The following is a 22737-nucleotide window of genomic DNA, read 5'->3' as shown; positions in this document are numbered from 1 at the left end:
GGGCGGTTCTCATTTGGGGCAGGGCAGACGTGCTGAGAACGGCGGTGCAAAACTCGGCCACGGTAGCGGCGGGATAGTCCTGCTGCGGGCGGTGTAAAAACCGGCCATTTTGCTCTTCTTGTGACGGCAAGAGGGGGCGTGGAGATGCATACCGTGGATTTGTATTTGAAGGTTCGCCTGGCGTGTGGCGAAGGCATGAGCCAGCGAGAAGCAGCGCGTCATTTCAATGTTTCGCGCGACAGCGTAGCCAAGATGCTGGCGTTTTCAGCGCCGCCCGGTTACCGGCGCCAGAAGCCGATCAAGCGCCCGAAGCTGGACGGGTTCACCGAGATTATCGACGCGTGGCTGGACGGGGATCGTGAGACCCACCGCAAGCAGCGCCATACCGCCAAGCGGGTATATGACCGGTTGCGCGAGGAGCACGGTTTCACCGGCGGCTACACGATCATCAAGGACTATATCCGGGACCGCGAGCGGCGTGGACGTGAGATGTTCGTGCCGCTCGCCCACCCGCCCGGGGATGCCCAGGCGGATTTCGGCGAAGCCATGGTGATCATCGATGGCGTCGAGCAGAAGGCCCATTTCTTCGTCTTGGATTTGCCGCACAGCGACGCCTGCTTTGTGCGGGCCTATCCCGCGGCGACGGCGGAGGCGTGGATGGATGGCCACGTCCACGCCTTTGCCTTCTTCAGCGGCGTCCCGCACTCCATCCTTTATGACAACGATCGTTGCCTGGTCTCGAAGATCCTGGCCGACGGGACGCGCCAGCGCGCCACGCTGTTCAGTGCCCTGCAGTCGCATTACCTGTTCCATGACCGCTACGGGCGGCCGGGCAAGGGAAACGACAAGGGTAAAGTCGAGGGCATCGTTGGTTACGCCCGCCGGAACTTCATGGTGCCGGTCCCGCGTTTTGCCAGCTGGGACGCGTTCAACGCGGATCTGGAGGCCCAGTGCCGCAATCGCCAGAACGAGATCCTGCGTGGCCATAAGGAAACGATTGGCGAACGGCTGCAGCGCGATCTGGCGGCGATGAAGCCACTGCCCGGGGCTCCATTCGAGGCTTGCGCGCAAGCCAGCGGCCAGGTCAGTTCGCAATCGCTCGTGCGCTACGAGACCAACGATTACTCGGTTCCCGTCGCCTATGGTCATCAGAATGTCTGGGTGCGCGGCTATGTCGATCAGGTCGTGATCGGCTGCCGTGGAGACGTGATCGCCCGGCATCCGCGGTGTTACGCGCGCGAGGATGTGGTCTTCGATCCGATTCATTATCTCCCGCTGATCGAACGCAAGATCAATGCCCTGGATCAGGCTGCGCCCTTGGCAGCGTGGGATCTGCCCGAAGAGTTCCAGACCCTGCGCCGCCTCATGGAGGCACACATGCTGAAGATGGGACGGCGTGAGTATGTGCAAGTCCTGAGACTGCTGGAGACATTCGGCCTCGACGACCTGCATGGCGCGGTCAAGGAGGCCCTGCGCCTGCGCGCGACGGGCTTCGATGCGGTCAAGCACATTCTGCTCTGTCGGATCGAGAAGCGCCCGCCCAAGCTTGACTTGGCCAGCTATCCCTACCTGCCGCGTGCCGATGTTGGGACGACCTCGGCTGCCAGCTACATGACCCTGATGACAGAGGCGACGGGATGACGGAGGCTCCGCAGATCCTGCTCAACCATCACCTGAAGACGCTGAAGCTGCCCACCTTCCTGCGCGAATACGAGAAGCAGGCACGTCAATGCGCCACTGAAGGGCTGGATCACGTCCAGTTCCTGGCGCGCCTCGTCGAAATGGAAATGATCGACCGCGAACGGCGGATGATCGAGCGTCGCATCAAGGCCGCGAAGTTCCCGGCCGCCAAGAGCCTGGACAGCTTCGACTTCAAGGCGATCCCGAAGCTCAACAAGATGCAGGTGTTGGAATTGGCCCGCTGCGGATGGATCGAGCGGCGCGAGAACACCATCGCCCTCGGGCCAAGCGGCACCGGCAAGACGCACATCGCCCTGGGCCTCGGGTTGGCGGCCTGCCAGAAGGGGTTGCCCGTCCGCTTCACCACCGCCGCAGCGCTGGTCAATGAATTGATGGAGGCCCGCGACGAGCGCCGTCTGCTGCGCCTGCAAAAGCAACTGGCCAGCGTCAAGCTGCTCATCATCGACGAGCTGGGCTTCGTGCCGCTCTCCAAGACCGGCGCCGAGCTGCTGTTCGAGCTGATCTCGCAGCGCTACGAGCGTGGTGCCACGCTGATCACCAGCAACCTGCCGTTCGACGAATGGACCGAAACCTTCGGCACCGAGCGCCTGACCGGCGCGCTCCTCGACAGGCTGACGCACCACGTCAACATTCTCGAGATGAACGGCGAGAGCTATCGTCTCGCTCAAAGCCGCGCGCGCAAGTCCAACAACAACGCCTGATCCAGCCTATCCAGATTTGGCCCTGACGGGCCAAAGCGGCCAGTCAACCGCCAGCTATTTGGGAAGCGCGGCTGACTGGCCGCCGCCTCGTGCCGCGCGTTACGCCCAAACCCAAAGTGGCCGGTTTTTGCGCCGCCCTGTGGCTGGATTTTACTCCGGCGTTGACAATTTTCACCCGGAACGCCCGGTCCTGGACGGGGCTGCGGCATGAGCCTGCCCGACGGCAAATTCCGCCACGAGTCGCTTCAGGACCGCAAGACAATCAAGACCCTGCTCAACGCCTTGACCAAGGGCATCGGATCGGGAGAAATCACGCTCAGCGATGGCGACAAGGACCTCACCCTGCCGATTGAGGGGCTGATGACCCTGCGCATCAAGGCCGACCGATCAGACGGCGCTTGCCGCGTCGATCTGCGGATATCCTGGACGGAAGACACTGCGCCAAAGAGCAAGACCGCCCCGCAGATCAAGTGACGCCGTGGGCGTTGCGGTGGGAAAGGCCCGGCATGAAACGACGCATGCGTTGATAGGTGCAGCCGCCCGCTTGGGATGGATCATCGCACAGCTAACTTCTGATCCTACGCTCGTTTCAGGCGATCAAGATCGGACACGTAAACTCCAAAGGGCTTCATTAAGTTAGATGAACCTAATTATATCAAACAGCGCTCTACTGTCGTAGCCTCAGCGCCATCTCCATGATTATACTGTTAAAAAGCTTGATATTCTGAAGAAAATCCCTCTCATTTGGAAGATTTGCAAACGCTGAAATCCTCGGGTGTTTTAGCCGCCCTTTGAAATTTTAATTAGATATGCTAAGTATGTTGGAGTGATGGACATAAATTCACTGTGCCAATTGCGGCACACACTGCCTTTGGCGTGCGGCCACTAGTCTGCCGGGACATACTTCTGACTCACGCTAGGCATTCCCAAGACACGAAAGGGCAACTATGACCGAGAAAAATCCAGACAAGGGCTATGTGGCGATCCTGGGCTGGTCGCTGAACGCGATCGATGCCATTGACCGCTTTGACCGTCGCTATGTAATCGTCGCCCCCTCTTGGGCCGAGGACTATGCCAAGGCCAATGACATTCCCTTCATCGCCTGGGATTTCGACCGGCTCAACGAGCGGTCTCACGAGATCGCGCAAATCCTCAAGGACGAGGGCTGCGACGTCGCGGTCCCGCTATTCGAGGAGACCGTCGAATGGGCGGGGGCGATCAACTCGGTCCTGCTCGACAATGCGCGCCTGCTCGGACAATCCATGCTGTTCCGCGACAAATCTCTAATGAAACGCCGCGCGCAGCTTGCCGGTATTCGCGTCGGCATCTTCGAGGAGGCCGATAATCACGCCGACGTCGTCCGCTTTCTCAAGCGGGTGAATCAGACGCTGCTCAAGCTTGAAGGCGATCCCGACGACCCGATCCACTTCAAGGCCTTCGACAAGGCGGGGTGCCTCGGGCATCGCACCATCCGCACGGTCGAGGATGTCGATTCGATCTCGAATGACGAGTTTCCGGCGCTCCTCGAAAGTCATCTGGACGGTTGGGAATTCGCAGTGGAGGCCTGGATCAAGGACGGCAAGATCCAGTTTCTCAACATCTCGGAATACGTGACGCTTGGCTATTCGGTCTTTGTGCCCGCCACTCCGGAGCTCGAATCCTGGCGGCCCAAGATCGAGGAGGAGATCAACAAGCTGATCAAGGCTTTCGATATCGACTTCGGCTTTATCCACCCCGAGTATTTCGTGACCAGCGACGGCACGATGTATTTCGGCGAGGTCGCCTATCGCCCGCCGGGCTTCAACGCGCTGGAGCTGATCGAGCGGGCGTACGGCTTCAACGGCTATCAGGGCATCGTGCTGGCGTTTGACCCCAAGACCACGCAGGAGGAGCTTGACGCTTTCTTCCCGACCCCGGTCGAGGATGCCAAGGGCCATGCGGGATGTTTCGGGGCCTATCCGCGCCGACGGGTGGTTGAGCGGTTGGAAGTCCCCGAAGAGACCGCCAAGAACCCCTATTTCGAGTTTCACGAACTGGCGCAACCGATGGAGCAGAAGGTGACAAAGCGCACCGCCTTCGGTACCCATTGGGGGCTGGTCTATTTCTTCGGAGAGAACCCGCACCAGTTGCGCGACCTGCTCAAGGCACAGGAAGAGCTTGATTTTTATGTTTAACCACACCCGAGGGTATCTCTGATGGCAGGCACGGAACAGGGTGGCGAGGTGGATCGTCTCGCCGCCACGCTCGAAGGGCCGCTGACGCATCTGCAAGAGGCCCGTCCCTTTGCCAAGCCCCGCTTTCAGGTGCAGGTACTGGACGTGGCGGGGCGGCTGCTGACCGTGCCGGACGGGATAGCGCGCCTGCATGCATTGGCCCCCCGGATGGATGCGGCGGGTATCTTTGCCGGGTCCGACTGGGATGCGCCCGCCAATCTGCTGCCCGGCCTTGTCTCGGGCACGCTTGAACAGGGCGCGCCAGCCTCGGTTGCCGCCGAGGCGGTCAGCCTGCTGCGGCTGCTGGCGGTGGCCAAGGGCGAGGCCGAACACCCGCATATCCATGCCGCTGCGGCCCGGCGCTTTCTGACCCAGGTTCTCGCACTCAACATGCGGCGCTTTTTCGGCGCCACGGATGAGGCGGCTCGGATGGCGGGCGCGCAGCAGGCCACCACCGACGCGCTGTTTCGATATCTGGCCGAGCATGTCGGCTTTCAGGACGTGTTGGGCGAATTGGTCGACGAGATCTGGCGTATCCTGCGGCAACGGCCCATTCAGGTGGCCCACGCCAAGGACATGATCGCGCAGATCGCCATCACCCTCAGCGAGCGTGGTGGCGAGATCGGCGACCGGCGTCTAGGGGCCGACCGTCTGGTCTCGGCGCTGTTCGGCCCGACCTCCGCCTGCATGGGCGATCCTGGTCTCGACACCTATCACGAACGGCTCGCCGTGATGGACGAAACCGATCTGCGCCACGAGGCGCAGGGACTGGCGCGGGCGATGCACGATACCGGCCTCGTCTCGGACTATCACGCCGCGTTTCTGACCTGGGTGCTGGAGACCGAGCATGATGGCATGGTCGCGGACACGCTGGGCCTCGGCACCACCGGGCGCGACTGCATGCAGCAGCACCGAGGCCTGATCATTGAGCTGATCCGCCGCGCGGTGCGGCCCGAGACCGCGCAGGCGCTGTACGGCATGTCGCTGATGCTTGACCGGGGCATCCTGCATCACGCCCCAATCGCCCCGGCCCTGCGCCGCCAACTGGAGCTTGCGCCCTGTCCCGCCGTGGCAGAGCGCCTGTCGATGGCCGGGCTGCACGCGGCGGAACCCGCCGACCTGCTGCTGGCGGGCTGCATTCAGGTTCTGGGCTTGCCGTTGGGTGTGGGGCAAGGTGCCAACCCGACTTGCCAATCGGCGCGTGCCATCGCGATGTGGGCGCAGAACGACCCCGACTACTTGCTGCACCTGGTGGCGCAGGGAACACGCATCGACTCGGTGATGATGCATTTCGAGGGGCGCGCGATCAACTCCGCTGATCTGCCTGCGGGGCTGGCCCTCGGTGCGCCGCTTGATGCCGATCCCGTATCGGTCGTACTGGTGCCGCACCTTGACCGGATCTATGCCGAGATGGGTCGGCTCTGCGCCGCGCGCAACGACGATCCGCATATCTGGATCAATCCCGAATTTCACGGCTGGTGGGTGGGCCGCGCCTGCGCCGTGGCGGTCGATGTGCCGACCGGGGCGCTGGCCGGGATCAAGGATTTCATCGCCCGTTTCCACACTGCCTATCACCCGCAATACAATAGCGGCGAGCCAGTGATCCATCCGCAGCCCGCCGGGATCGCAGCCACTGATGCTGCTGGTCGCTTTGTCGGCTGGCACGCCATCACCATCCTGCGTGTGGCTCCGGACCGGGAAGGCGAGATGCGGGTTTATTTCTACAATCCGAACAACGATTCAGGTCAGGATTGGGGCGCCGGTGCGGTGGTCTCGACCCATGGGTCGGGAGAACGGTTCGGCGAGGCCTCATTGCCATTCGAGACCTTCGCCTCTCGTCTCTATCTCTTCCATGAAGACGGAATGCGCCCGGCAGCCAGCAATCGTCCCGCGCAGGACATTTTGCAGCGCGTCGCGAGCCAGGCGCGCGGCACCTGGGCCGCTGGACGCGAGGAGATCAGTGGCGAAGCCATTTCACGCCTCGCCGCGGCCGGGCCAAGCTGAGCCGCTTCAAGACAATTAAACTGTGCCTCCGGAGTTCAGCGGTGGTTAGCAGAGACAATAATACCGCCTCTGGCATCGGTTTGGCGGCAGTTGGACTGTTACTTCGGCACGTCAGCATTCGCCACGATTGGCCCGAACAGAGCCGCCGAAACCACTTCGGCGGCATGGGACCATCCCCCGAGACGTGCCGCAGCATCGCGGGCTGCCTCGGAACAGGCCTTGCGCAGGCACGGGTCACCAAGCAATCGGCGCAGCGCGTCGGCGAAGGCATCGACATCGTCGGGCGGCACCAGCAGGCTAGCCGCTTGTGGCACCGTATCGGGTGTGGCCCCTGCACGCGTGCTCACGATGGGCAACGCATGTCCCATCGCCTCGTCAAATACGATGCCATACCCCTCGTATCTGGTTGCTAGGGCAAACAGACTCGCCTCGCGATAAAGCGCGTCAAGCCGCGTCTGCGAAATCTCGCCGGTCAGATGCACGCGCGCCGCTAGGCCGAGGTCCTCGCGCAGCTCACGCAGGTTGCGGACGGTGTCGGGTTCATGCTTTCGCCCGACGATCACTGACTGCCAGTCGAGATCTGTGATCTGGGCAAGGGCGCGCATCAGGATGTCATGTCCCTTGCGCCGGGCAAGCAGACCCACGGAGAGAATGAGCGGCGGTGTTGCGGCACGCCGTGGCTCTGCGTCCGGATTCCGAACGAATCCCGGTTTGGCAATGCCGATCCGGTCATGCGCAACACCGTACTCAGTCTCCAGCAGGCGAGCGATATGCGGGCTTGTCACGACGATATGCCGTGCAAGCGCCAGGTTGGCCATTTCACGCGCCGCCATCTCGCGCGCCTGTGCAGTCTCCAGCCCCGGCTCGAGCGCGAGCGGATGATGCACCAGAGCCACAAGAGGGGCGCGGACCTTTGACAGCCGACCCGTGTCAAGAGCGCCGAAGGCCAGCCCATCGACAAGCGCGGGGCAACTGGCGGGCAGCCGGTCAAGCTGCGCCAGCGCATCCGCCATGTCGCGTGCAGTCGGATGAGGAAAACTGTCGCCAAGGGTCAGGTGATGCAGGTCAATGCCGGACGCCACCAGCGCATCGGCCAGCCTGCGATCATAGAGATAGCCGCCGGTCACCGTTTCGATATCGCCCGGCACGGCAAAGGCCATGGCGCGGGGCGCGGTCATGCACTGTCTCGCAGGTCGCAAAGGCGCGGTGCCAGAAGCGGGCCGAGATCGGCATTCGAGGCCAGAAACGAGCCTGTCTCCAGCACCGACTGCCCCGGCCAGAGCGGCCGCATATCCCCACCCGCCTCGGTCACCAGAAGCAGGCCCGCCGCTACGTCCCAAGGGCCGAGGTTACGCTCCCAATAGGCGTCGATTCGGCCTGCCGCCACATAGGCGAGATCCAGCGTCGCGGCCCCCCAGCGGCGTATCCCGGCGCAATCGGGCATCAACCCCTCGATGTCGCGCATGCTATGCGAGAGATAGGTCACCCGCCCGCCCGCAGGCACGCCGGTGGCGAGCAGCGCATGAGAGAGGGGAACATCCTGTGACACCCGCATCGGTGCGCCATTGAGATATGCCCCGGTGCCCGCCCCGGCGGTGAATGTCTCGGACTTGAACGGATCGTGCACCACGCCGGCGATCACCCGGTCGCCCTGCGCCAAGGCAATGGAGACAGCCCAATGCGGCAACCCGTGCAGGAAATTCGTGGTGCCGTCGAGCGGATCGACGATCCAGCGCAGGCCGTTCGGGTCACCCGATGCGCCGGTTTCCTCGCCAAGCCAGCCGATCCCGGGATGGGCACCCTGCAACCGGTCGCGGATCATACGTTCCGCCGTCAGGTCCGCGTCGGACACGAAATCGCCCGCTGTCTTTTCGGTGCGCGGAATGAATTTTACCGTCTCGAACCGGTCGAGCAACTGCGCGCCCACTTCTTGCGCCACGCGTGTCATCAGGTGTAGTGCCCCCCCGCCCGGATCATCCCTCATAGCGCAGCCTGTGGCACAGTGTCTCCGGGGCATCGAGGATATGGGCATAGTCTTGCGCCGTCATGTCGAATGCACTTTCCCCCGAGATGAGCGTGTCGAGCGCCGGATCGTCGAGCAGTCGAAGTGCGGCTTCCAGACGCCTGCGGTGTGTCCAGCGGGCTGCGCGATGCGCGGGGATGCGACCCACCTGCGAGGCGACCAGGCGCAGCCGTCTTTGATGAAACGCAGCCCCCAGGCTGATCGTCGTCGGCCGCGTGCCGAACCAGCTGGCCTCGATCACCGTGGCCTCGAGCCCGGCAAGCGTCAGCGCAGTCGCAAGCCCTGCTTCGGTGGCCGAGGCATGGATCACCACATCTGCCTCGCCATGTCCCGCATCGGGCGCGGCAAAGGCGCAGCCCAACGCGCGGGCAAGAGCGGCGCGGGTGGGATCGACATCTATCAGGCACGTCTCGGTGCCCGGGATACGCGCCGCGAGATAGCCTGCGAGCGCGCCAACCGTGCCCGCCCCCACCACTGCCACGCGGTCGCCCGGCTGCACCTGCGCATCCCACAGAATATTGAGCGCGGTTTCCATGTTGGCCGCCAACACGGCGCGCGCGGCAGGCACTGCTGATGGCACTGGAACGGCCATCGCCTGCGGACAGGCGAATCGGGTTTGGTGCGGGTGCAGGGCAAAGACAATGCGGCCTGCGTCCGGGCCGTCTTGGATCTGGCCGACGGCGCTGTAGCCATATTTCACGGGAAAGGGAAATTCCCCGCCCTGCATGGGCGCGCGCATGGTCTGGTATTCGCTTTCCGGCACGCGGCCCTCGAACACGAGACGTTCCGTTCCACGGCTGATCCCGGAAAAGAGCGTGTGCACGACATAATCTTCGGGCCCGGGCGTGACATCGGTCGGGCGGATTTCCGCAACCCGCGGGCCGGTGATCCAGAGTGCGCGGGCAGCCTCCGTCATCTGAGTCAACCGTGCAACGCCGCAGAGGACATCGCGGCATGCGGCCACGCACAGGGGGCCGCCCGCGTGCCGACAAGACAATCGAACACCACGTCCGATCCCAGCCCATAGACCTGCGTTTCCGGCCGGCGCGCCTGCGCAAGCCGCGATATCGGCTGTGTTGTCAGCCCCTGCGGCCCGGACCCGATGAGCAGCGGGGCCACGGCGACATGCAGGCGCGTCAGCAGGTCCGCTTCGAGAAAACGTGCGATGGTAATTGCCCCGCCCTCGATCAGAAGATGATGCAACCCCTTGCCCTGCAGCGCGGTGATGATCGCACGGGGCGCTATCCATGTATCGCGCGGCAGGCGGATCACCTCCACACCCGGAGGCCGGGGGACATCCACCGTCTGGATCACGATCCGGCGCGCACCATCCTCGGCGAAGAGCCGCGCATCATTGGGCAGGCGGCCCGATGGGTCGATCACCACACGCGCCGGGTTGCGCCCCGGCACCAGCCGAACGGTTAGGCGCGGGTTGTCGTGCAACGCGGTCTTCACGCCGACAACCACGGCATCGACAAGCGCGCGCATGCGGTGCAGATGCGCCAGCCCGTCGGGCCCGGACACGTCCGCGGCATCGCCCGATAGGGTTGCAACGCGCCCGTCAAGCGACTGCCCGATCTGCGCCGCAACGTGACAGGTGCCGGGGGTCGCGATCATTGCCCCGTAAAGGCCGATTGCCGCGCGCTCACCCGCACTCCAGTCGCCGCAGCACAAACAGGACGCGCCCGCACGAGTTCTGACGATGCGATCCCAGACCTTGGGTGTTACGTCGGTCGCGTGCATGTGGCATTCCCTTTGTTGCGTTGCCCCAATTGAGGGGTCTTTACTGCGTCATGTGCAAAGATAGAGGCCAGTGTGCAAATGTCACCCGCCCCCGGGCAGGGCGAGTACATCCACATGGCCGATTTCCGCCCGACCATGGCTAATCGCACCCCGTCGACGCGCCGCCCATCCCCCGGCATCGTCGAACCCCGCGTCTTGCGCCGCTCCGGCGATCCCCGAGAGCAGGGCGTCCTGCAATCGGGCCTCTTGCGGGCCGAGATGCCAGGGGCTCCGGGCGCTGAAGACCTCATATCCGCGGGCAGTCAGCAATGCGGTCATCCGCACAGCCGCCTCTGCTCCGAGCGCCGGACCAAATCCCTTGTCCCCGCATTGATGGAGGTTGAAGCGATCCGTCACCTCGGCGTCGTCTCGGTCCTCTGGGCTCCAACGCATCACACCATCATAACTGAGCGCCGCATAAAGCGCGATCCGGTGCTGCGCCAAACGATCAGAAAGGCGTATCACCCAGTCCTCCGAGACCAGATCGAACAGCGCGGACGCGGTGACCATCGTCACATCCGTCAGAGGCACCGCATCGAGGTCGGTCAGATCGCAGGGGCGAATATCTGCCGCTGGATGGTGTTCGCGCGCAAGATCCAGCAGCGCCTGGTCATTGTCTAGCAGACACCAGTCAAGAGACGTGGCCCTCGACGCCGCGAAGGCCCGCACCGTGGCCCCTGTCCCGCAGCCCAGATCAAGCATGCGCGCGCCGGGGCCCGCATAAGCGATCGCGCGATCAAGCAACCCGGCATCGCGCGCCCGATCGTCCGCAGGTGCGCGTAGGTCAAGCCATTCGGCGTCAAAGCCCATCTCAGATATCGGCCTCGTACCAGCCGCGCGCCACGTGGCTTTCGTGAAGCATCACACGTATCCTGCGCAACCGACCGGCATCGCCAAGTCCCTCGGACTTGGCGGTCTCGCGCAGCGCGCTCCAGATATGGTGACAGAGAAATTCGGTCGTGGTGAACTTGCCTTCGAATTCCGGCTTTTCGTCCAGATTGCCATAGCGCAGCGGTTCAAGCGCACGGGCAAGCGCCTCGGTCGCAAGCCCGATGTCGACCACCAGCCCATGCGCGTCGAGATCTTCGGTGTAAAAGGCGGCATCGACCACAAATGTGGCTCCGTGCACGCCCTGTGCCGGGCCGAAAACCGGCGCGGGCAGCGAATGGGCGATCATGATGTGATCTCGGACTTCTACGGCGAACATGGGCATTTCCTTCAATCAGTGTCGCAAGATAGCTATCATTGCGCACCAAAGGGTCAAGCGACGCGGCAAAACCGGCGATTCCCCGCACACCCACGAAGAATTCATTGGACCGGGGCGGGCAAGACTTTACTTCTTCCTCAACATTATATGATCAGGCCAAGGCTGCCGACACGCTTGGAGAGACTGTTGACCCTAATCACGACACATAAGGAGTACCGACATTTGGCCCCGTTCGAGGGCAAGCGCGTTCGCGCGCGACGTCGGCTGGTTCTTGGCCTCAACTCGGTGACCGTGCTTTTGCTCTTTTCGGTGATGGCGTCGTTTTTCGCCCCCTCCGGCATCACGTTCGCCGAAGTTGCGTTGCTGATCTGTTTCGCGCTGACGCTGCCATGGCTCTCGATCGGCTTCTGGAACAGCGTGCTGGGTCTGGTGCTTGACCTGCAGCATGGCGAAAAGGCCGCCACGCATGTCACACCTGCCTTGGCACGGGTCGTGGGCGACGAACCGCTCACCGCGCGGGTCGCGATCGTCATGCCCCTGCGCAACGAAGATCCCGACGCCTCCATCGATCGGCTGCGGCGGCTTGAGGCAGAGATCGCCCACACACCCTGGGCCGGGCGGTTTTCCTATCACGTGCTAAGCGACACTGACGCGCCCGGCATCGCCCTCAAGGAAGAGGCGCGCGTCGCCCAATGGCGCGCGGCGCGGCCCAATGCCCAAATCCAGTATCGCCGCCGGACCGAGAATACCGGCTACAAGGCGGGCAATATCGCCGAATTCCTGCATAGTGACGAAGGCGAGAGCGATTTCTTCCTGCCGCTTGATGCTGATAGCGAGATGGGCGCCGAGACAGTCTTTCGTCTTGTCCGCGTGATGCAGGCCAGCCCCGAGATCGGTATGCTGCAAAGCCTTGTGACCGGTCTGCCCTCGCGCAGTCTTTTCACCCGCGTATTCCAATTCGGGATGCGCCACGGCATGCGCTCCTTCACCCTCGGCTCGGCCTGGTGGCAGGGCGATTGCGGGCCGAACTGGGGTCATAACGTCCTGATCCGCACCGAGCCGTTCCGCAGCCATTGCATGCTGCCTGACCTGCCCGGGCGCGGTCCGCTCTCGGGCCCGATCCTTAGCCACGATCAGCTTGAGGCCGTGATGATCCGGCGCGCAGGCTATGAGGTGCGGGTGATGGCCGAGGAAAGCCAGAGCTTCGAGGAAAACCCGCCCAGCCTGGTGGATTTCATCCGCCGCGAATTGCGCTGGATGAACGGTAACCTGCAATATCTGCACCTGCTGGCAATGCCGGGGCTCAAAGCGGTGAGCCGCATTCAACTGGTGCTCGCGATCCTGATGTATGTCAGTGCGCCCGCCTGGATGGCCTTCATCCTGATCGGGGCCGCGATGATGGCGCTGCCCGGTCAGTTGAACGCGATGCCGGTGGCCACCGGGCTGGCACTTTTCGCAACAATTCTCACCTTGAGCCTCAGCCCCAAGATCATGGGGCTGGCGCAGGTGCTGGCCAGACCGGAACGTCATGCGGCCTATGGAGGGGGCACGCGCGTTGCCATTGGCGGATTGATCGAGATGCTCTTTTCGATGCTCACAGCCCCCATCGTGGCTCTTGCGCTGACACGGTTCGCCATTGGGCTGCTGTTCGGGCAGCGCATCGGCTGGAGCGCGCAGCAACGCAGCCGAGAGCGCCTGGAATGGAGCGAGGCCGCCCGCGTCCTCTGGCCGCAGACCGTCATCGGTCTGGCGCTTGGGCTCTGGTTTGCGGCGTTCGCCCCTTGGGCGCTGATTTTCGGCGCTCCGATCCTGCTGGCGCTTATCGGCGCAATCCCGATTGCCGTACTCTCGGCCCTGCCGGGCCTTGGGCGCTGGTCGCGCCGCGCAGGTCTTTTCGACATTCCCGAGGACCGCATACCACAAAAGCGTGAGGCCGCTGCCATCCACGCCAACACCGCCTGACATGGGAGGATAGAGAATGACCCGACAGACCCTCACCGCCGCCTGCACCGTTGCGGCCCTGAGCCTGCCACAGATGGCTAAGGCCGAACCGGCAAACTGGCAGATAGACCGTGAACACGCCGTCGTTGCCTTCACCATCATGCATGCGGGCTATGCCAAGGTGCTGGGCCGCTTCTCCGAGATCGAGGGGCAGTTCACCTATGACCCCGAAACGCAGGAACTGGGCGAGGTGCGCGCCACCATTGGTGCGCAAAGCGTCGATACCGACCATGAAAAGCGCGACAACCACGTGCGCTCTCCCGATTTCCTCGATGCCGAGGCAAATCCGCAGATCACCTTTGTCGGCACCGGCAGCACGCCTGAGACCGAGACCACCGGCACCGTCACTGGCGAATTGACCATTCGTGGCGTGACCAAACCCGTTACCCTCGACGTGACGCTCAACAAGCGCGCAGATTATCCCTGTTGCCACGGCAAGGAAACGCTCGGCATCTCGGCCAGCGCCGAGATCCTGCGCAGCGATTTCGGCAGCACCTACGCCCTGCCGGACTTCGTCGGCGACGCAGTGAATATCATCCTCGAATTCGAGGCGATCCGCTCCGAGTGAGCACCTCCGGACGATCTGACGGCCAGAGGCCCTCAGCGTTGGTCGGAAAGATGGTCGCCACGAAAAGCGGCACACCGCTGCTATCGGGAGGTCCGCAAGATGTTCGGGTATCACGTATCATGTGACACGCAGGGGTCAGCCATTGCATTGGGGTCAAAGCCGGTCTGGTAGAGGTGCAGATAAGTGTCGAAACCGGCTACTGTCGTCTCTGCCGAGAATGACAGCGGCTGCGTGATCGTCACGTTCACGGTCTGAAACGGTGTCGCGTTGCCAGAGCCCGACAAGCCGGGCCCGGCACCTATCGGTCTGTTCCACGTGGGCGCGCCCGTCGTGTCACCGTTGATTATGGAACTTTGCGCCAAAGCGGCAGAACCGGCAACCATTGCAAGTACCGTCGTTGTCGCGAAGAAAAATCTTTTCATTTTGGTAAGCCCTGATCCTGCTCTGAATATCTGGTCCAGCCTGTTGCGCGCGGGGCAGGATTCTCTGCGCAGGCCGCGATCGCTTGGGTGGCACCACCCCAACTCTTCACTTTTTAACACAATTACATGTGTGTGACATGCTAGCGAAAGGCTCACAACTAGAGCTTTCCATATCTCAAGACCTGTCTCCAACGCGCAACACAGGCCCGGGCGCGATGTGCTTATTGCGCGCGTCGGACCCCCGCCATGACGCAGAGCAATTCGAACATGATCGACGCTCCGAGAAACGCGGTGTTGCCGGAGGCATCGAAGGGCGGCGAGACCTCGACCAGATCGGCGCCGACGATATTGACCCCCTCCAGCCCGCGCACCACCTGCAGGGCCTGATAGCTGTTCGGCCCGCCCACCTCGGGGGTGCCAGTGCCGGGGGCAAAGGTGGGATCGACAAAGTCGATGTCGTAGCTGACATAAGTATCGCCCTCGCCCGCAATCTCGCGCGCCTCTTCCATAACGTCCTCGGGGCCGCGGGCATGGAATTCCTCGATCAGGATCAGGCGGATGCCCTCGGCCTTCGCGAAATCGCGGTCCTCGGTGTCATACATGGTGCCGCGCAGCCCGATCATCACCACCCGCTTGGGGTCGAGCAGCCCTTCCTCCACCGCGCGCCGAAACGGGGTACCGTGGGTATACATCGTGCCGCCGAAATACGAATGATAGAGGTCGGTGTGGCTGTCGAAGTGGATCATGCCGACGGGCGCACGCCGCGCCAGTGACCGCAGCACCGGCAGCGTCGTCAGGTGATCGCCCCCCGCCGTCAGCGGCATGATGCCCGCGCCGGTCACTCCGTCGTAAAACTCGGTGATCCGCGCCATGCTGTCGATGATATCCGCCGGGTTCGGCCCCACATCCCCCAGATCGGCGCAATTCACCGCCTCGAACGGGCGCATGCCAGAGGTCGGATGCTGCGCGCGGATCATGGTCGAGGCATCACGCAACTGCCGTGGCCCGTGGCGCGGGCCGGGCCGGTTGGTGGTCCCGCTATCCCACGGCACCCCGACGAGGCCGATCTGCACGTCGCTATACCGCTCATGCCCCTTGGGCACGTAAGGCAGACGCATGAAGGTCGGCACCCCGGCAAAGCGCGGCATCTCGAAGCCCGAAACGGGATGGAAGAAGGGATCGGAGGTCATGTCAGTCCTTTCAGTCGTTTGCGGGCGGTCACAGGGCCGTCGCCCTGCGCCGCGATGCGGGAAATGGCGTCCTGCACCGGCTCATAGGTCACCGCCATGTGGTGCACATTGGCATGGATCAGCGTGTCCGGGTCTGCGACCCAGGCCACATGCCCGCGCCAGAACAGCAGGTCGCCGCGTCTCAGGGCGGCACCCTCGGGCAGCGTTTCACCCAACGCCCCCTCCTGATCGCCGCTATCGCCGGGGCAGGGCAGGCCACAGGCGAGGCACCCCGCCTGCACCAATCCCGAACAGTCGATGCCAAAAGCAGAATTACCGCCCCAAAGATAGGGAGTGCCGATCAAGATTTCGGCAACGCTTACGGGATCGGTCTCGCGTTGGTCCAGAGGAACCAGATGCGCGCGAGGGACATAGCCTTGCGGGGTTTCCGCGAAGCGGCCCTGTTCCGAGAGCACATCAAGCCGCGCGCCGTGGCTGAGGCTGACCCGCTCGGGGCTTTTGAAATCGGCGGCGCTGTAGGCATGCGTCGCGCGCGCGCTGACCCGGTGAGTGACGGTGCCGCTGGTCAGCGCCGCCTCGGGGATATAGCCGGGATAGCCGTCGCGCAGCGCGGAAACTTCCGCCCATGCGCCCTTGATCCCAACAAGCTGCACTGCTTCACCCATCAGCAACTGCCGGTCGCGCGCACCCTCCGGGGCGCGCCGCAGATCGACCAGCGGCCAGTCGATGAGACGCGTGGCAGTCACAGATCGAGCACCTCGGGCAGGGCGTCCAGAAGCGCGCGCGCGCCCATGCCGACGCCGCCCTTGGGCCGCGCCGGGGCGGCGGTGGGGCACCAGCCATAGATGTCGAAATGGCTGTAATTGAACCCGCCCGCAAAGCGGCGCAGGAAAAGCGCGGCGGTGATCGAGCCTGCAAACCCGCCCGAGGGCGCGTTGTCGAGATCGGCGATGCCGGGCTCGATCATCGCCTCGTAGGGTGTGTGAAACGGCAGCCGCCAGACCGGATCGTCGACGCGGTCGGCGGCACGTTCCAGCGCCGTCGCAAAGCCCGCATCATCGGTGTAATAAGGCGAAAGGTCCGGCCCAAGCGCCACCCGCGCGGCCCCCGTGAGCGTGGCCATGGAGATCATCAGATCAGGGCTTTCTTCGGCCCCGTAGGCCAATGCATCCGCCAGCACCAGACGCCCCTCGGCATCGGTGTTGTTGACCTCCACTGTCATGCCATTGCGCGCGGTCAGGATGTCACCGGGGCGAAACGCATTGCCCGCAACCGCGTTTTCCACCGCCGGGATCAGCACCCGCAAGCGCAGCGGCAGATCGAGCGCCATGATCATATGCGCGAGCCCGAGAACCGTCGCCGCACCGCCCATGTCCTTCTTCATCAGCCCCATCGACGACCCGGGTTTGAGGTTGAGCCCACCAGTGTCGAAACAAACCCCCTTGCCGACAAGGGTCAGGTTCGGCCCGCTCTCGCCCCATGTCATCTCAATGAGGCGCGGGGCCTGCGTGGCGGCGCGCCCGACGGTATGGATCAGCGGAAACTTCTGCTCCAGTAGGTCCGGGCCGCGCGTGCAGGTGAGCCGCGCGCCCTGTTGATCGGCGATGGCGATGCAGGCGGCCTCCAGCGCGTCGGGGCCCAGATCGTTGGCCGGCGTGTTGATCAAGTCACGGGTCAGCGCCTCGCCCGCCGCGATCACCTCCAGCCGCGCGGCATCGACGCCTTCGGGCGCGATCAGCCGCGCCTTGGCCGGGCTCTGCTCGCGGTAGCGTTCATAGGCGTAATGCGACAGCAGCCAGCCAAGCGCCTCGGTTTCCGCCGCTTCTTCGGGCAAACCTTCCAGCCGGTAAGTGCCCCCGGGCAGGGCCGAGGCCACACCCGCCAGATGAAACCGCGCCCGGGCGCGCGATGTGGCGCTGCCATAGCCCGCAAGCGCCAAGGCAATGCCGCCTGCCGCGTCCGGCACGGCGAGCGCGCGACCAAGCGCGCCGGTGAAGCCCATGGCCCGCACCCAGGCCGCGATCTGCGCGGGCTGCGCGTCGAGCCAGTCCGCGAGCGCGCCCTCTTCCACCACATACAGCGGGATTGCGGGCGTGTCGGGGGGGGCGAATGTCAGGCTCATTTGGTCGGACCTCTTGCAACGGATGATGCCAGCCAGCCTAGCCGCGATTGCGCCGCCTGCAACCCGTCAAATCGCGCCGTTCAAAAGGGCGTGTCCTGCGCCTCCCATATCTCGCAGAGCGAGCGTTCGCCGATCCGCAAAAGCCGTGCGAAGGTGGCGGAGAGCCCGTTGTGATCGCCCGCGTCGATGCAGCCCGCCACATCCCCCGCCACCCGTGCCAGAAGGGCCATGCCGATCTGGTCGGCGATCGCGATAAGGCTGCGGCTGCTCTTGCGCATTTCACTGAACCGCCCGTCGCGATAGAACCGCTCGGCATGACCCAACCGCGCCGCCAGTTCCTCGAGCGCGCGGCAGACCACGTCCTCGGCGCTGGTCTCGCCCAGTTCCAGGTAAAGCGCCTCCAGCCGTTCGGCATCGAGCCGCACGCATTCGTGCTGTTGCAGCACCGTCAGTTGATCCACTTTCTTCACCTTCTCACCCGCTTGTCGTGTTCCAGCCCCCACGGCTGCGCAGAGAATGGCACTGCCAAGGTTCCCAAATGGTTGCCGTGCTTGCGAATTATGGCTCGAATTCGAGGTGAATACCTATTATCCAGCCGTGAGCCGCCCCTAGCGCCGGAGAGATCATGGACTACGCCCGCCCCCTGCCCACCTATCTGGTGCACCGCTTCCACGGCTGGAAAGCCACCAGCTATACCGAGAATCAGGCCTGGTACCGTCACCTTGCCCAACAGGGCCAGCATCCGCGCGCGATGGTGATTTCGTGCTGTGACAGCCGCGTTCATGTCACCTCGATCTTCGGCGCGGATCAGGGCGAGTTCTTCATTCACCGCAACATCGCCAATCTTGTGCCGCCCTACGTGACCGACGGCGCGCAGCACGGCACCTCCGCGGCGGTGGAATTCGCAGTGACCGCGCTCAAGGTGGCGCATCTGATCGTGATCGGCCATTCGGCCTGCGGCGGGGTCAAGGGCTGCCAGCAGATGTGCGCGGGTCATGCGCCGGAACTGGAGGAGCAGACCAGTTTCGTGGGCCGCTGGCTCGATATCCTGCGGCCCGGCTACGAACGGGTCAAGGACATGGATGACGAGGCGGCACAGCTCAAGGCACTGGAAAAACAGGCGGTTATGGTGTCGCTGGAAAACCTGATGAGCTTTCCCTTCGTCGAGGCGGCGGTCGCCTCGGGCGAGTTGACGCTGCACGGGCTCTGGCACGAAATCGGCAGCGGATCGCTCGAACAATACAGCGCCAGCCAAGGCGCTTTCGTGCCGCTGTGATGAAAATCCCCGGTACTGCCCTGCGGCAGACCGGGGATTTTGAGTATTTTCGCCATAAAGAAACCCCGCGCGCCCGGTTGGAGCACGCGGGGCTTTTTCTTTATGCGGCCTGTGACTGCTGGCCGAACCGGGCATAGAAGCCCTGGTTCTTGTCGGCCATCTCACGCAGTAACACAGGCGTGGCAAAGCGCGGCCCGAATTTCTCGGTCAGCTGGTCACAGCGCTCGGCGGCATAGGGTGTGCCGATGATGTCGAGCCAGGCGAACGGTCCGCCCGACCAGGGCGCAAAGCCCCAGGCCAGGATCGCGCCCACATCGCCTTCGCGGATATCCTCGAGCACGCCTTCCTCCAGCGCGCGCACCGCCTCGAGCACTTGTGCGAACATCAGCCGATGCTGCACCTCGTGCAGGTCGGGTTGCTCCTCGGCGCGGGGGTATTTGGCGGCGAGGCCTTCCCAGTATCCGAGACGCTTGCCCTTCTCGTCATACTCAAAAAACCCGGCACCCGCCTTGCGACCAAGCCGGCCCTCGCCTTCCATCCAGAAGATCACCTCATCCACCGCCGCGTCGGGATAGGCGTCGCCCATGGCGGATTTGGTCGCGCGGGCGATCTTGGCACCGAGGTCGATCGAGGTCTCATCGACCAGTTGCAGCGGCCCCACGGGGAAGCCCAACTGCCGCGCGGCGTTGTCGATGAGCGCGGGGGCCACGCCCTCCGCGACCATGCGGATACCCTCGTTGATATAGGGGATGATGCAGCGGTTGCAGTAGAAGAACCGCGCATCATTCACCACGATGGGCGTCTTGCGGATTTGCCGCACGTAATCGAGCGCCTTGGCCACGGCACGGGGGCCGGTTTTCTGCCCCTTGATGATCTCGACCAGCATCATCTTCTCAACCGGCGAGAAGAAGTGGATGCCGATGAAATTCTCTGGGGTCTCGGACGCCTTGGCCAGTTCCGTGATCGGCAGGGTCGAGGTGTTGGTGGCGAAGATGCAATCCTTGTCCACGACCTTGAGCACGTTCCTGGTCACTTCGGCCTTGACGGCAGGGTCTTCGAATACCGCTTCGATGATCAGATCACAGCCCTTGAGAGCGTCATAATCCGTGGTGGCGGTGATCAGATCGAGCGCGGCCTGCTTTTTCTCTTCGGTCGCCTTGCCACGCTTGATGCCCTTGTCCATGTAATCGGCGGTATAGGCCTTGCCCTTGTCGGCGGCCTCTTGTTTATGGTCGATCAGCACCACCTCCATCCCGGCCATGGCCGACACGAGCGCGATGCCCGCGCCCATCATGCCCGCGCCCATGACGCCCACTTTTTTCACCCGCTGATCGGGTACATCGGGGCGGTTCGCGCCTTTTTCCAGCGCCTCCTTGTTGATGAAGAGCGAGCGGATCATGGCGCTTGACGAGGGGTTCATCAGCACATTGGTAAACCAGCGCGCCTCGATCTTCAGCGCCGTATCAAACGGCACGAGCGCGCCTTCGTAGACCGCCGACAAGAGCGCCTTGGCCGCCGGAAACGCGCCTTGCGTCTTGCCATTGACCATGGCCGAGGCCCCGACGAAGGTCATGAAGCCCGCCGGATGGTACGGCGCGCCGCCGGGCATCTTGTAGCCCTTTTCATCCCACGGCTTGACGATGGTGGGGCTGGACAGCACCCATTCGCGCGCCTTTTCGATCAGCTCATCCGCGGGCACCACCTCGTCCACCACCCCGGCGGATTTGGCTTTCTTGGGGTCGTTCAGCTTGCCTTCGAGCAAGAGCGGCGAGGCCGACATCGCGCCCAGTTTGCGCGCCAGCCGCGTGGTGCCGCCCGCGCCGGGGAAGATGCCGACCATGATCTCGGGCAGGCCGATCTTGGCCTTGGGATTGTCGGCGGCAAAGATGCGGTGGCAGGCAAGCGGGATTTCCAACCCGATGCCAAGCGCCGTGCCGGGCAGGGCGGCGGCAATCGGCTTGCCGCCCTTGTTCTTGTCGTCCATGCCGCCGCGCTCGATCTTGCGCAGGATGGCATGCATGCCCATCACGCCCTCGAACAGACCCTTGGCAGGCTCGTCGCCCGCATCATCGCGCATCTTGGCGATGATGTTGAGATCCATGCCCCCGGCGAAAGATCCGTCCTTACCGGAGGTCAGGATCACGCCCTTGACGGCCTCATCGGCGAGCGCGTCGTCGATCAGCGCCTCGAGGTCGAGAAAGCCCTGTTGGTTCATCACGTTCATGGATTTGCCGGGCACGTCCCAGGTGATGATCGCGACGCCGTCGGCGCCTTTTTCCATCGTGAAATCGGTCATTGTCGCAGTCTCCCCTTACACGCGTTCGATGATGGTGGCGGCACCCATGCCGGAGGCCACACAGAGCGTGGCAAGACCCACACCCTTGCCGCTGCGCTCCAGCTCATCCAGAAGCGTGCCGATGATGATCGCGCCAGAGGCCCCGAGCGGATGGCCCATAGCAATGGCCCCGCCATTGACGTTGAGACGGGAATGATCGACGTCAAAGGCCTGCATGAAGCGCAGGACAACGGCGGAAAACGCCTCGTTCACCTCGAAAAGATCAATATCCGAGATCGCCATACCGCTGTCTTTCAGCGCCTTTTCGGTGGCGGGCACCGGGCCGGTCAGCATGATGGTGGGATCGGTGCCGATCTTGGTGGTCTGGCGGATGCGGGCACGGGGGGTGAGACCCCATTTTTCGCCGAACGCCTTACTGCCCACGAGCACGCCCGCCGCGCCGTCGACGATGCCTGAGGAGTTACCGGCATGGTGGATGTGGTTGATCGCCTCAAGATGCGGGTATTTCAGCTTGGCCACGGCATCAAAGCCCGGCATCACCTCTCCCATGTCCTTGAAGCTGGGCTTCAACGCTCCGAGCGATTGCATGTCGGTGCCCGGGCGCATGTATTCGTCACGATTGAGGATCGAGAGGCCATTCTGGTCCTTGATCTCGATGATCGAGCGATCAAAGCGACGGTCCTCCCACGCGGCGGCGGCGCGGCGTTGCGATTCAACGGCAAGCGCGTCGGCATCATCACGGCTAAAGCCGTATTCGGTGGCGATGATATCCGCTGAAATCCCCTGCGGGACGAAATAGCTGTCCATGGCGATGCTGGGATCGACGGCAATCGCCGCCCCGTCGCTGCCCATGGCGACGCGGCCCATCATCTCGACCCCGCCCGCGATATAGCCGTCCCCGGCGCCTGCGCGCACCTGATTGGCGGCGAGGTTCACGGCCTCCATACCGCTCGCACAGAAGCGGTTGATCGAGAGGCCGGGAATGCGCTCGTCGAGATCCGAGGCCAGCACGGCGGTACGCGCGAGACACCCGCCCTGTTCCATCACCTGCGTGGCGTTGCCCCAGATCACATCCTCGACGGCGTGCCCTTCAAGCCCGCTGCGCTCCCTGATCGCGTTCAGCATATCCGCCGAGAGCCGCGCGGCGGTTACCTCGTGCAGCGCGCCATCCTTGCGGCCCTTGCCACGCGGGCTGCGCACGGCGTCGTAGATATAGGCATCTGTCATCTCG

Annotated in this window: 21 protein-coding genes; 8 read left to right on the top strand and 13 right to left on the bottom strand. The window is 63.8% G+C overall.

What is annotated here, in order from left to right:
* The first annotated feature begins 144 nt into the window (after positions 1-144).
* The 5 genes from istA to PVU19_RS17295 all read left to right on the top strand — a co-directional run bounded on the left by istA (position 145) and on the right by PVU19_RS17295 (position 6619).
* Positions 145-1641 (top strand): IS21 family transposase, encoded by a 1497-nt coding sequence (gene istA / locus PVU19_RS17315; RefSeq protein ID WP_420833234.1) that lies wholly within the window; start codon positions 145-147, stop codon positions 1639-1641.
* Positions 1638-2402, top strand: a complete 765-nt coding sequence (gene istB, locus PVU19_RS17310) for an IS21-like element helper ATPase IstB (RefSeq protein WP_274789796.1) — start codon at positions 1638-1640, stop codon at positions 2400-2402. The genes istA and istB overlap by 4 nt, the downstream gene beginning before the upstream one ends.
* Before the next feature lie 207 nt (positions 2403-2609).
* Positions 2610-2876, top strand: coding sequence for an amphi-Trp domain-containing protein (locus PVU19_RS17305; RefSeq protein ID WP_050664050.1), 267 nt, complete (start codon positions 2610-2612; stop codon positions 2874-2876).
* A 473-nt stretch (positions 2877-3349) separates the two neighbouring features.
* Positions 3350-4576, top strand: coding sequence for an ATP-grasp domain-containing protein (locus PVU19_RS17300; RefSeq protein WP_050664049.1), 1227 nt, complete (start codon positions 3350-3352; stop codon positions 4574-4576).
* A gap of 21 nt (positions 4577-4597) precedes the next feature.
* Entirely contained in the window at positions 4598-6619 is a 2022-nt protein-coding gene (locus PVU19_RS17295; protein ID WP_050664048.1) for a hypothetical protein, read from the top strand.
* Positions 6620-6717: 98 nt separating this feature from the next.
* Here PVU19_RS17295 and PVU19_RS17290 read toward each other — a convergent pair whose 3' ends face one another.
* From PVU19_RS17290 to PVU19_RS17265, 6 genes are all read right to left on the bottom strand, one after another.
* The gene (locus tag PVU19_RS17290; RefSeq protein ID WP_050664047.1) at positions 6718-7797 is read right to left on the bottom strand and encodes a glycosyltransferase family 4 protein; all 1080 of its coding nucleotides are present in this window, start codon (positions 7795-7797) and stop codon (positions 6718-6720) included.
* A complete protein-coding gene (locus PVU19_RS17285; protein ID WP_235575878.1) occupies positions 7794-8567 on the bottom strand; it encodes an inositol monophosphatase family protein in 774 nt (257 codons plus the stop codon). The genes PVU19_RS17290 and PVU19_RS17285 overlap by 4 nt, the downstream gene beginning before the upstream one ends.
* 25 nt (positions 8568-8592) lie before the next feature.
* A complete protein-coding gene (locus tag PVU19_RS17280; RefSeq protein WP_050664045.1) occupies positions 8593-9558 on the bottom strand; it encodes a zinc-dependent alcohol dehydrogenase in 966 nt (321 codons plus the stop codon).
* A 5-nt stretch (positions 9559-9563) separates the two neighbouring features.
* Positions 9564-10385 (bottom strand): RibD family protein, encoded by an 822-nt coding sequence (locus PVU19_RS17275; RefSeq protein ID WP_050664044.1) that lies wholly within the window; start codon positions 10383-10385, stop codon positions 9564-9566.
* Positions 10386-10466: 81 nt separating this feature from the next.
* Entirely contained in the window at positions 10467-11234 is a 768-nt protein-coding gene (locus PVU19_RS17270) for a class I SAM-dependent methyltransferase (RefSeq protein ID WP_050664043.1), read from the bottom strand.
* 1 nt (position 11235) lies between these two features.
* Complete coding sequence (locus tag PVU19_RS17265) at positions 11236-11631, bottom strand: 6-pyruvoyl trahydropterin synthase family protein (protein ID WP_050664051.1); 396 nt, start codon at positions 11629-11631, stop codon at positions 11236-11238.
* A 222-nt stretch (positions 11632-11853) separates the two neighbouring features.
* Here PVU19_RS17265 and mdoH point away from each other — a divergent pair, with 222 nt between their 5' ends.
* Both mdoH and PVU19_RS17255 read left to right on the top strand, forming a co-directional pair.
* Complete coding sequence (gene mdoH, locus PVU19_RS17260; protein WP_050664042.1) at positions 11854-13593, top strand: glucans biosynthesis glucosyltransferase MdoH; 1740 nt, start codon at positions 11854-11856, stop codon at positions 13591-13593.
* A 16-nt stretch (positions 13594-13609) separates the two neighbouring features.
* A complete protein-coding gene (locus tag PVU19_RS17255; protein ID WP_050664041.1) occupies positions 13610-14200 on the top strand; it encodes a YceI family protein in 591 nt (196 codons plus the stop codon).
* 110 nt (positions 14201-14310) lie between these two features.
* Here the strand turns inward: PVU19_RS17255 and PVU19_RS17250 are convergent, their stop codons facing one another.
* The 5 genes from PVU19_RS17250 to PVU19_RS17230 all read right to left on the bottom strand — a co-directional run bounded on the left by PVU19_RS17250 (position 14311) and on the right by PVU19_RS17230 (position 18395).
* Complete coding sequence (locus PVU19_RS17250) at positions 14311-14448, bottom strand: hypothetical protein (RefSeq protein WP_274789828.1); 138 nt, start codon at positions 14446-14448, stop codon at positions 14311-14313.
* 395 nt (positions 14449-14843) lie between these two features.
* Complete coding sequence (gene speB, locus PVU19_RS17245; RefSeq protein ID WP_050664039.1) at positions 14844-15812, bottom strand: agmatinase; 969 nt, start codon at positions 15810-15812, stop codon at positions 14844-14846.
* Positions 15809-16558, bottom strand: coding sequence for a C40 family peptidase (locus PVU19_RS17240; RefSeq protein ID WP_050664038.1), 750 nt, complete (start codon positions 16556-16558; stop codon positions 15809-15811). The genes speB and PVU19_RS17240 overlap by 4 nt, the downstream gene beginning before the upstream one ends.
* Positions 16555-17934, bottom strand: a complete 1380-nt coding sequence (locus PVU19_RS17235; RefSeq protein WP_050664037.1) for a leucyl aminopeptidase family protein — start codon at positions 17932-17934, stop codon at positions 16555-16557. The genes PVU19_RS17240 and PVU19_RS17235 overlap by 4 nt, the downstream gene beginning before the upstream one ends.
* An 80-nt stretch (positions 17935-18014) precedes the next feature.
* Positions 18015-18395 (bottom strand): hypothetical protein, encoded by a 381-nt coding sequence (locus tag PVU19_RS17230; protein WP_050664036.1) that lies wholly within the window; start codon positions 18393-18395, stop codon positions 18015-18017.
* 164 nt (positions 18396-18559) lie between these two features.
* Between PVU19_RS17230 and PVU19_RS17225 the strand changes: the two genes are divergently transcribed.
* Positions 18560-19210, top strand: a complete 651-nt coding sequence (locus PVU19_RS17225; protein ID WP_050664035.1) for a carbonic anhydrase — start codon at positions 18560-18562, stop codon at positions 19208-19210.
* 100 nt (positions 19211-19310) lie between these two features.
* On the opposite strand, the gene PVU19_RS17220 is transcribed toward PVU19_RS17225, so the two are convergent.
* Entirely contained in the window at positions 19311-21506 is a 2196-nt protein-coding gene (locus PVU19_RS17220) for a 3-hydroxyacyl-CoA dehydrogenase NAD-binding domain-containing protein (RefSeq protein WP_274789827.1), read from the bottom strand.
* Between the two features lie 15 nt (positions 21507-21521).
* Entirely contained in the window at positions 21522-22733 is a 1212-nt protein-coding gene (locus PVU19_RS17215; RefSeq protein WP_274789826.1) for an acetyl-CoA C-acetyltransferase, read from the bottom strand.
* Between the last annotated feature and the right edge of the window lie 4 nt (positions 22734-22737).

The organism is Roseovarius tolerans, assembly GCF_028885395.1.
GTDB classification, from domain to species: Bacteria; Pseudomonadota; Alphaproteobacteria; order Rhodobacterales; family Rhodobacteraceae; genus Roseovarius; species Roseovarius tolerans.
Note: the sequence above shows the minus strand (reverse complement) of the source record. Positions and strands in the feature narration are given on the sequence as shown.

Coding starts and splice junctions, on each gene's coding strand:
- PVU19_RS17225 (WP_050664035.1), top strand. CDS start 18,560: ATGGACTACGCCCGCCCCCTGCCCACCTATCTGGTGCACCGCTTCCAC.
- PVU19_RS17305 (WP_050664050.1), top strand. CDS start 2,610: ATGAGCCTGCCCGACGGCAAATTCCGCCACGAGTCGCTTCAGGACCGC.
- PVU19_RS17285 (WP_235575878.1), bottom strand. CDS start 8,567: ATGACACGCGTGGCGCAAGAAGTGGGCGCGCAGTTGCTCGACCGGTTC.
- PVU19_RS17280 (WP_050664045.1), bottom strand. CDS start 9,558: ATGACGGAGGCTGCCCGCGCACTCTGGATCACCGGCCCGCGGGTTGCG.
- PVU19_RS17290 (WP_050664047.1), bottom strand. CDS start 7,797: ATGACCGCGCCCCGCGCCATGGCCTTTGCCGTGCCGGGCGATATCGAA.
- PVU19_RS17270 (WP_050664043.1), bottom strand. CDS start 11,234: ATGGGCTTTGACGCCGAATGGCTTGACCTACGCGCACCTGCGGACGAT.
- speB (WP_050664039.1), bottom strand. CDS start 15,812: ATGACCTCCGATCCCTTCTTCCATCCCGTTTCGGGCTTCGAGATGCCG.
- PVU19_RS17300 (WP_050664049.1), top strand. CDS start 3,350: ATGACCGAGAAAAATCCAGACAAGGGCTATGTGGCGATCCTGGGCTGG.
- istA (WP_420833234.1), top strand. CDS start 145: ATGCATACCGTGGATTTGTATTTGAAGGTTCGCCTGGCGTGTGGCGAA.
- PVU19_RS17235 (WP_050664037.1), bottom strand. CDS start 17,934: ATGAGCCTGACATTCGCCCCCCCCGACACGCCCGCAATCCCGCTGTAT.
- PVU19_RS17255 (WP_050664041.1), top strand. CDS start 13,610: ATGACCCGACAGACCCTCACCGCCGCCTGCACCGTTGCGGCCCTGAGC.
- PVU19_RS17220 (WP_274789827.1), bottom strand. CDS start 21,506: ATGACCGATTTCACGATGGAAAAAGGCGCCGACGGCGTCGCGATCATC.
- istB (WP_274789796.1), top strand. CDS start 1,638: ATGACGGAGGCTCCGCAGATCCTGCTCAACCATCACCTGAAGACGCTG.
- PVU19_RS17215 (WP_274789826.1), bottom strand. CDS start 22,733: ATGACAGATGCCTATATCTACGACGCCGTGCGCAGCCCGCGTGGCAAG.
- PVU19_RS17295 (WP_050664048.1), top strand. CDS start 4,598: ATGGCAGGCACGGAACAGGGTGGCGAGGTGGATCGTCTCGCCGCCACG.
- PVU19_RS17265 (WP_050664051.1), bottom strand. CDS start 11,631: ATGTTCGCCGTAGAAGTCCGAGATCACATCATGATCGCCCATTCGCTG.
- PVU19_RS17275 (WP_050664044.1), bottom strand. CDS start 10,385: ATGCACGCGACCGACGTAACACCCAAGGTCTGGGATCGCATCGTCAGA.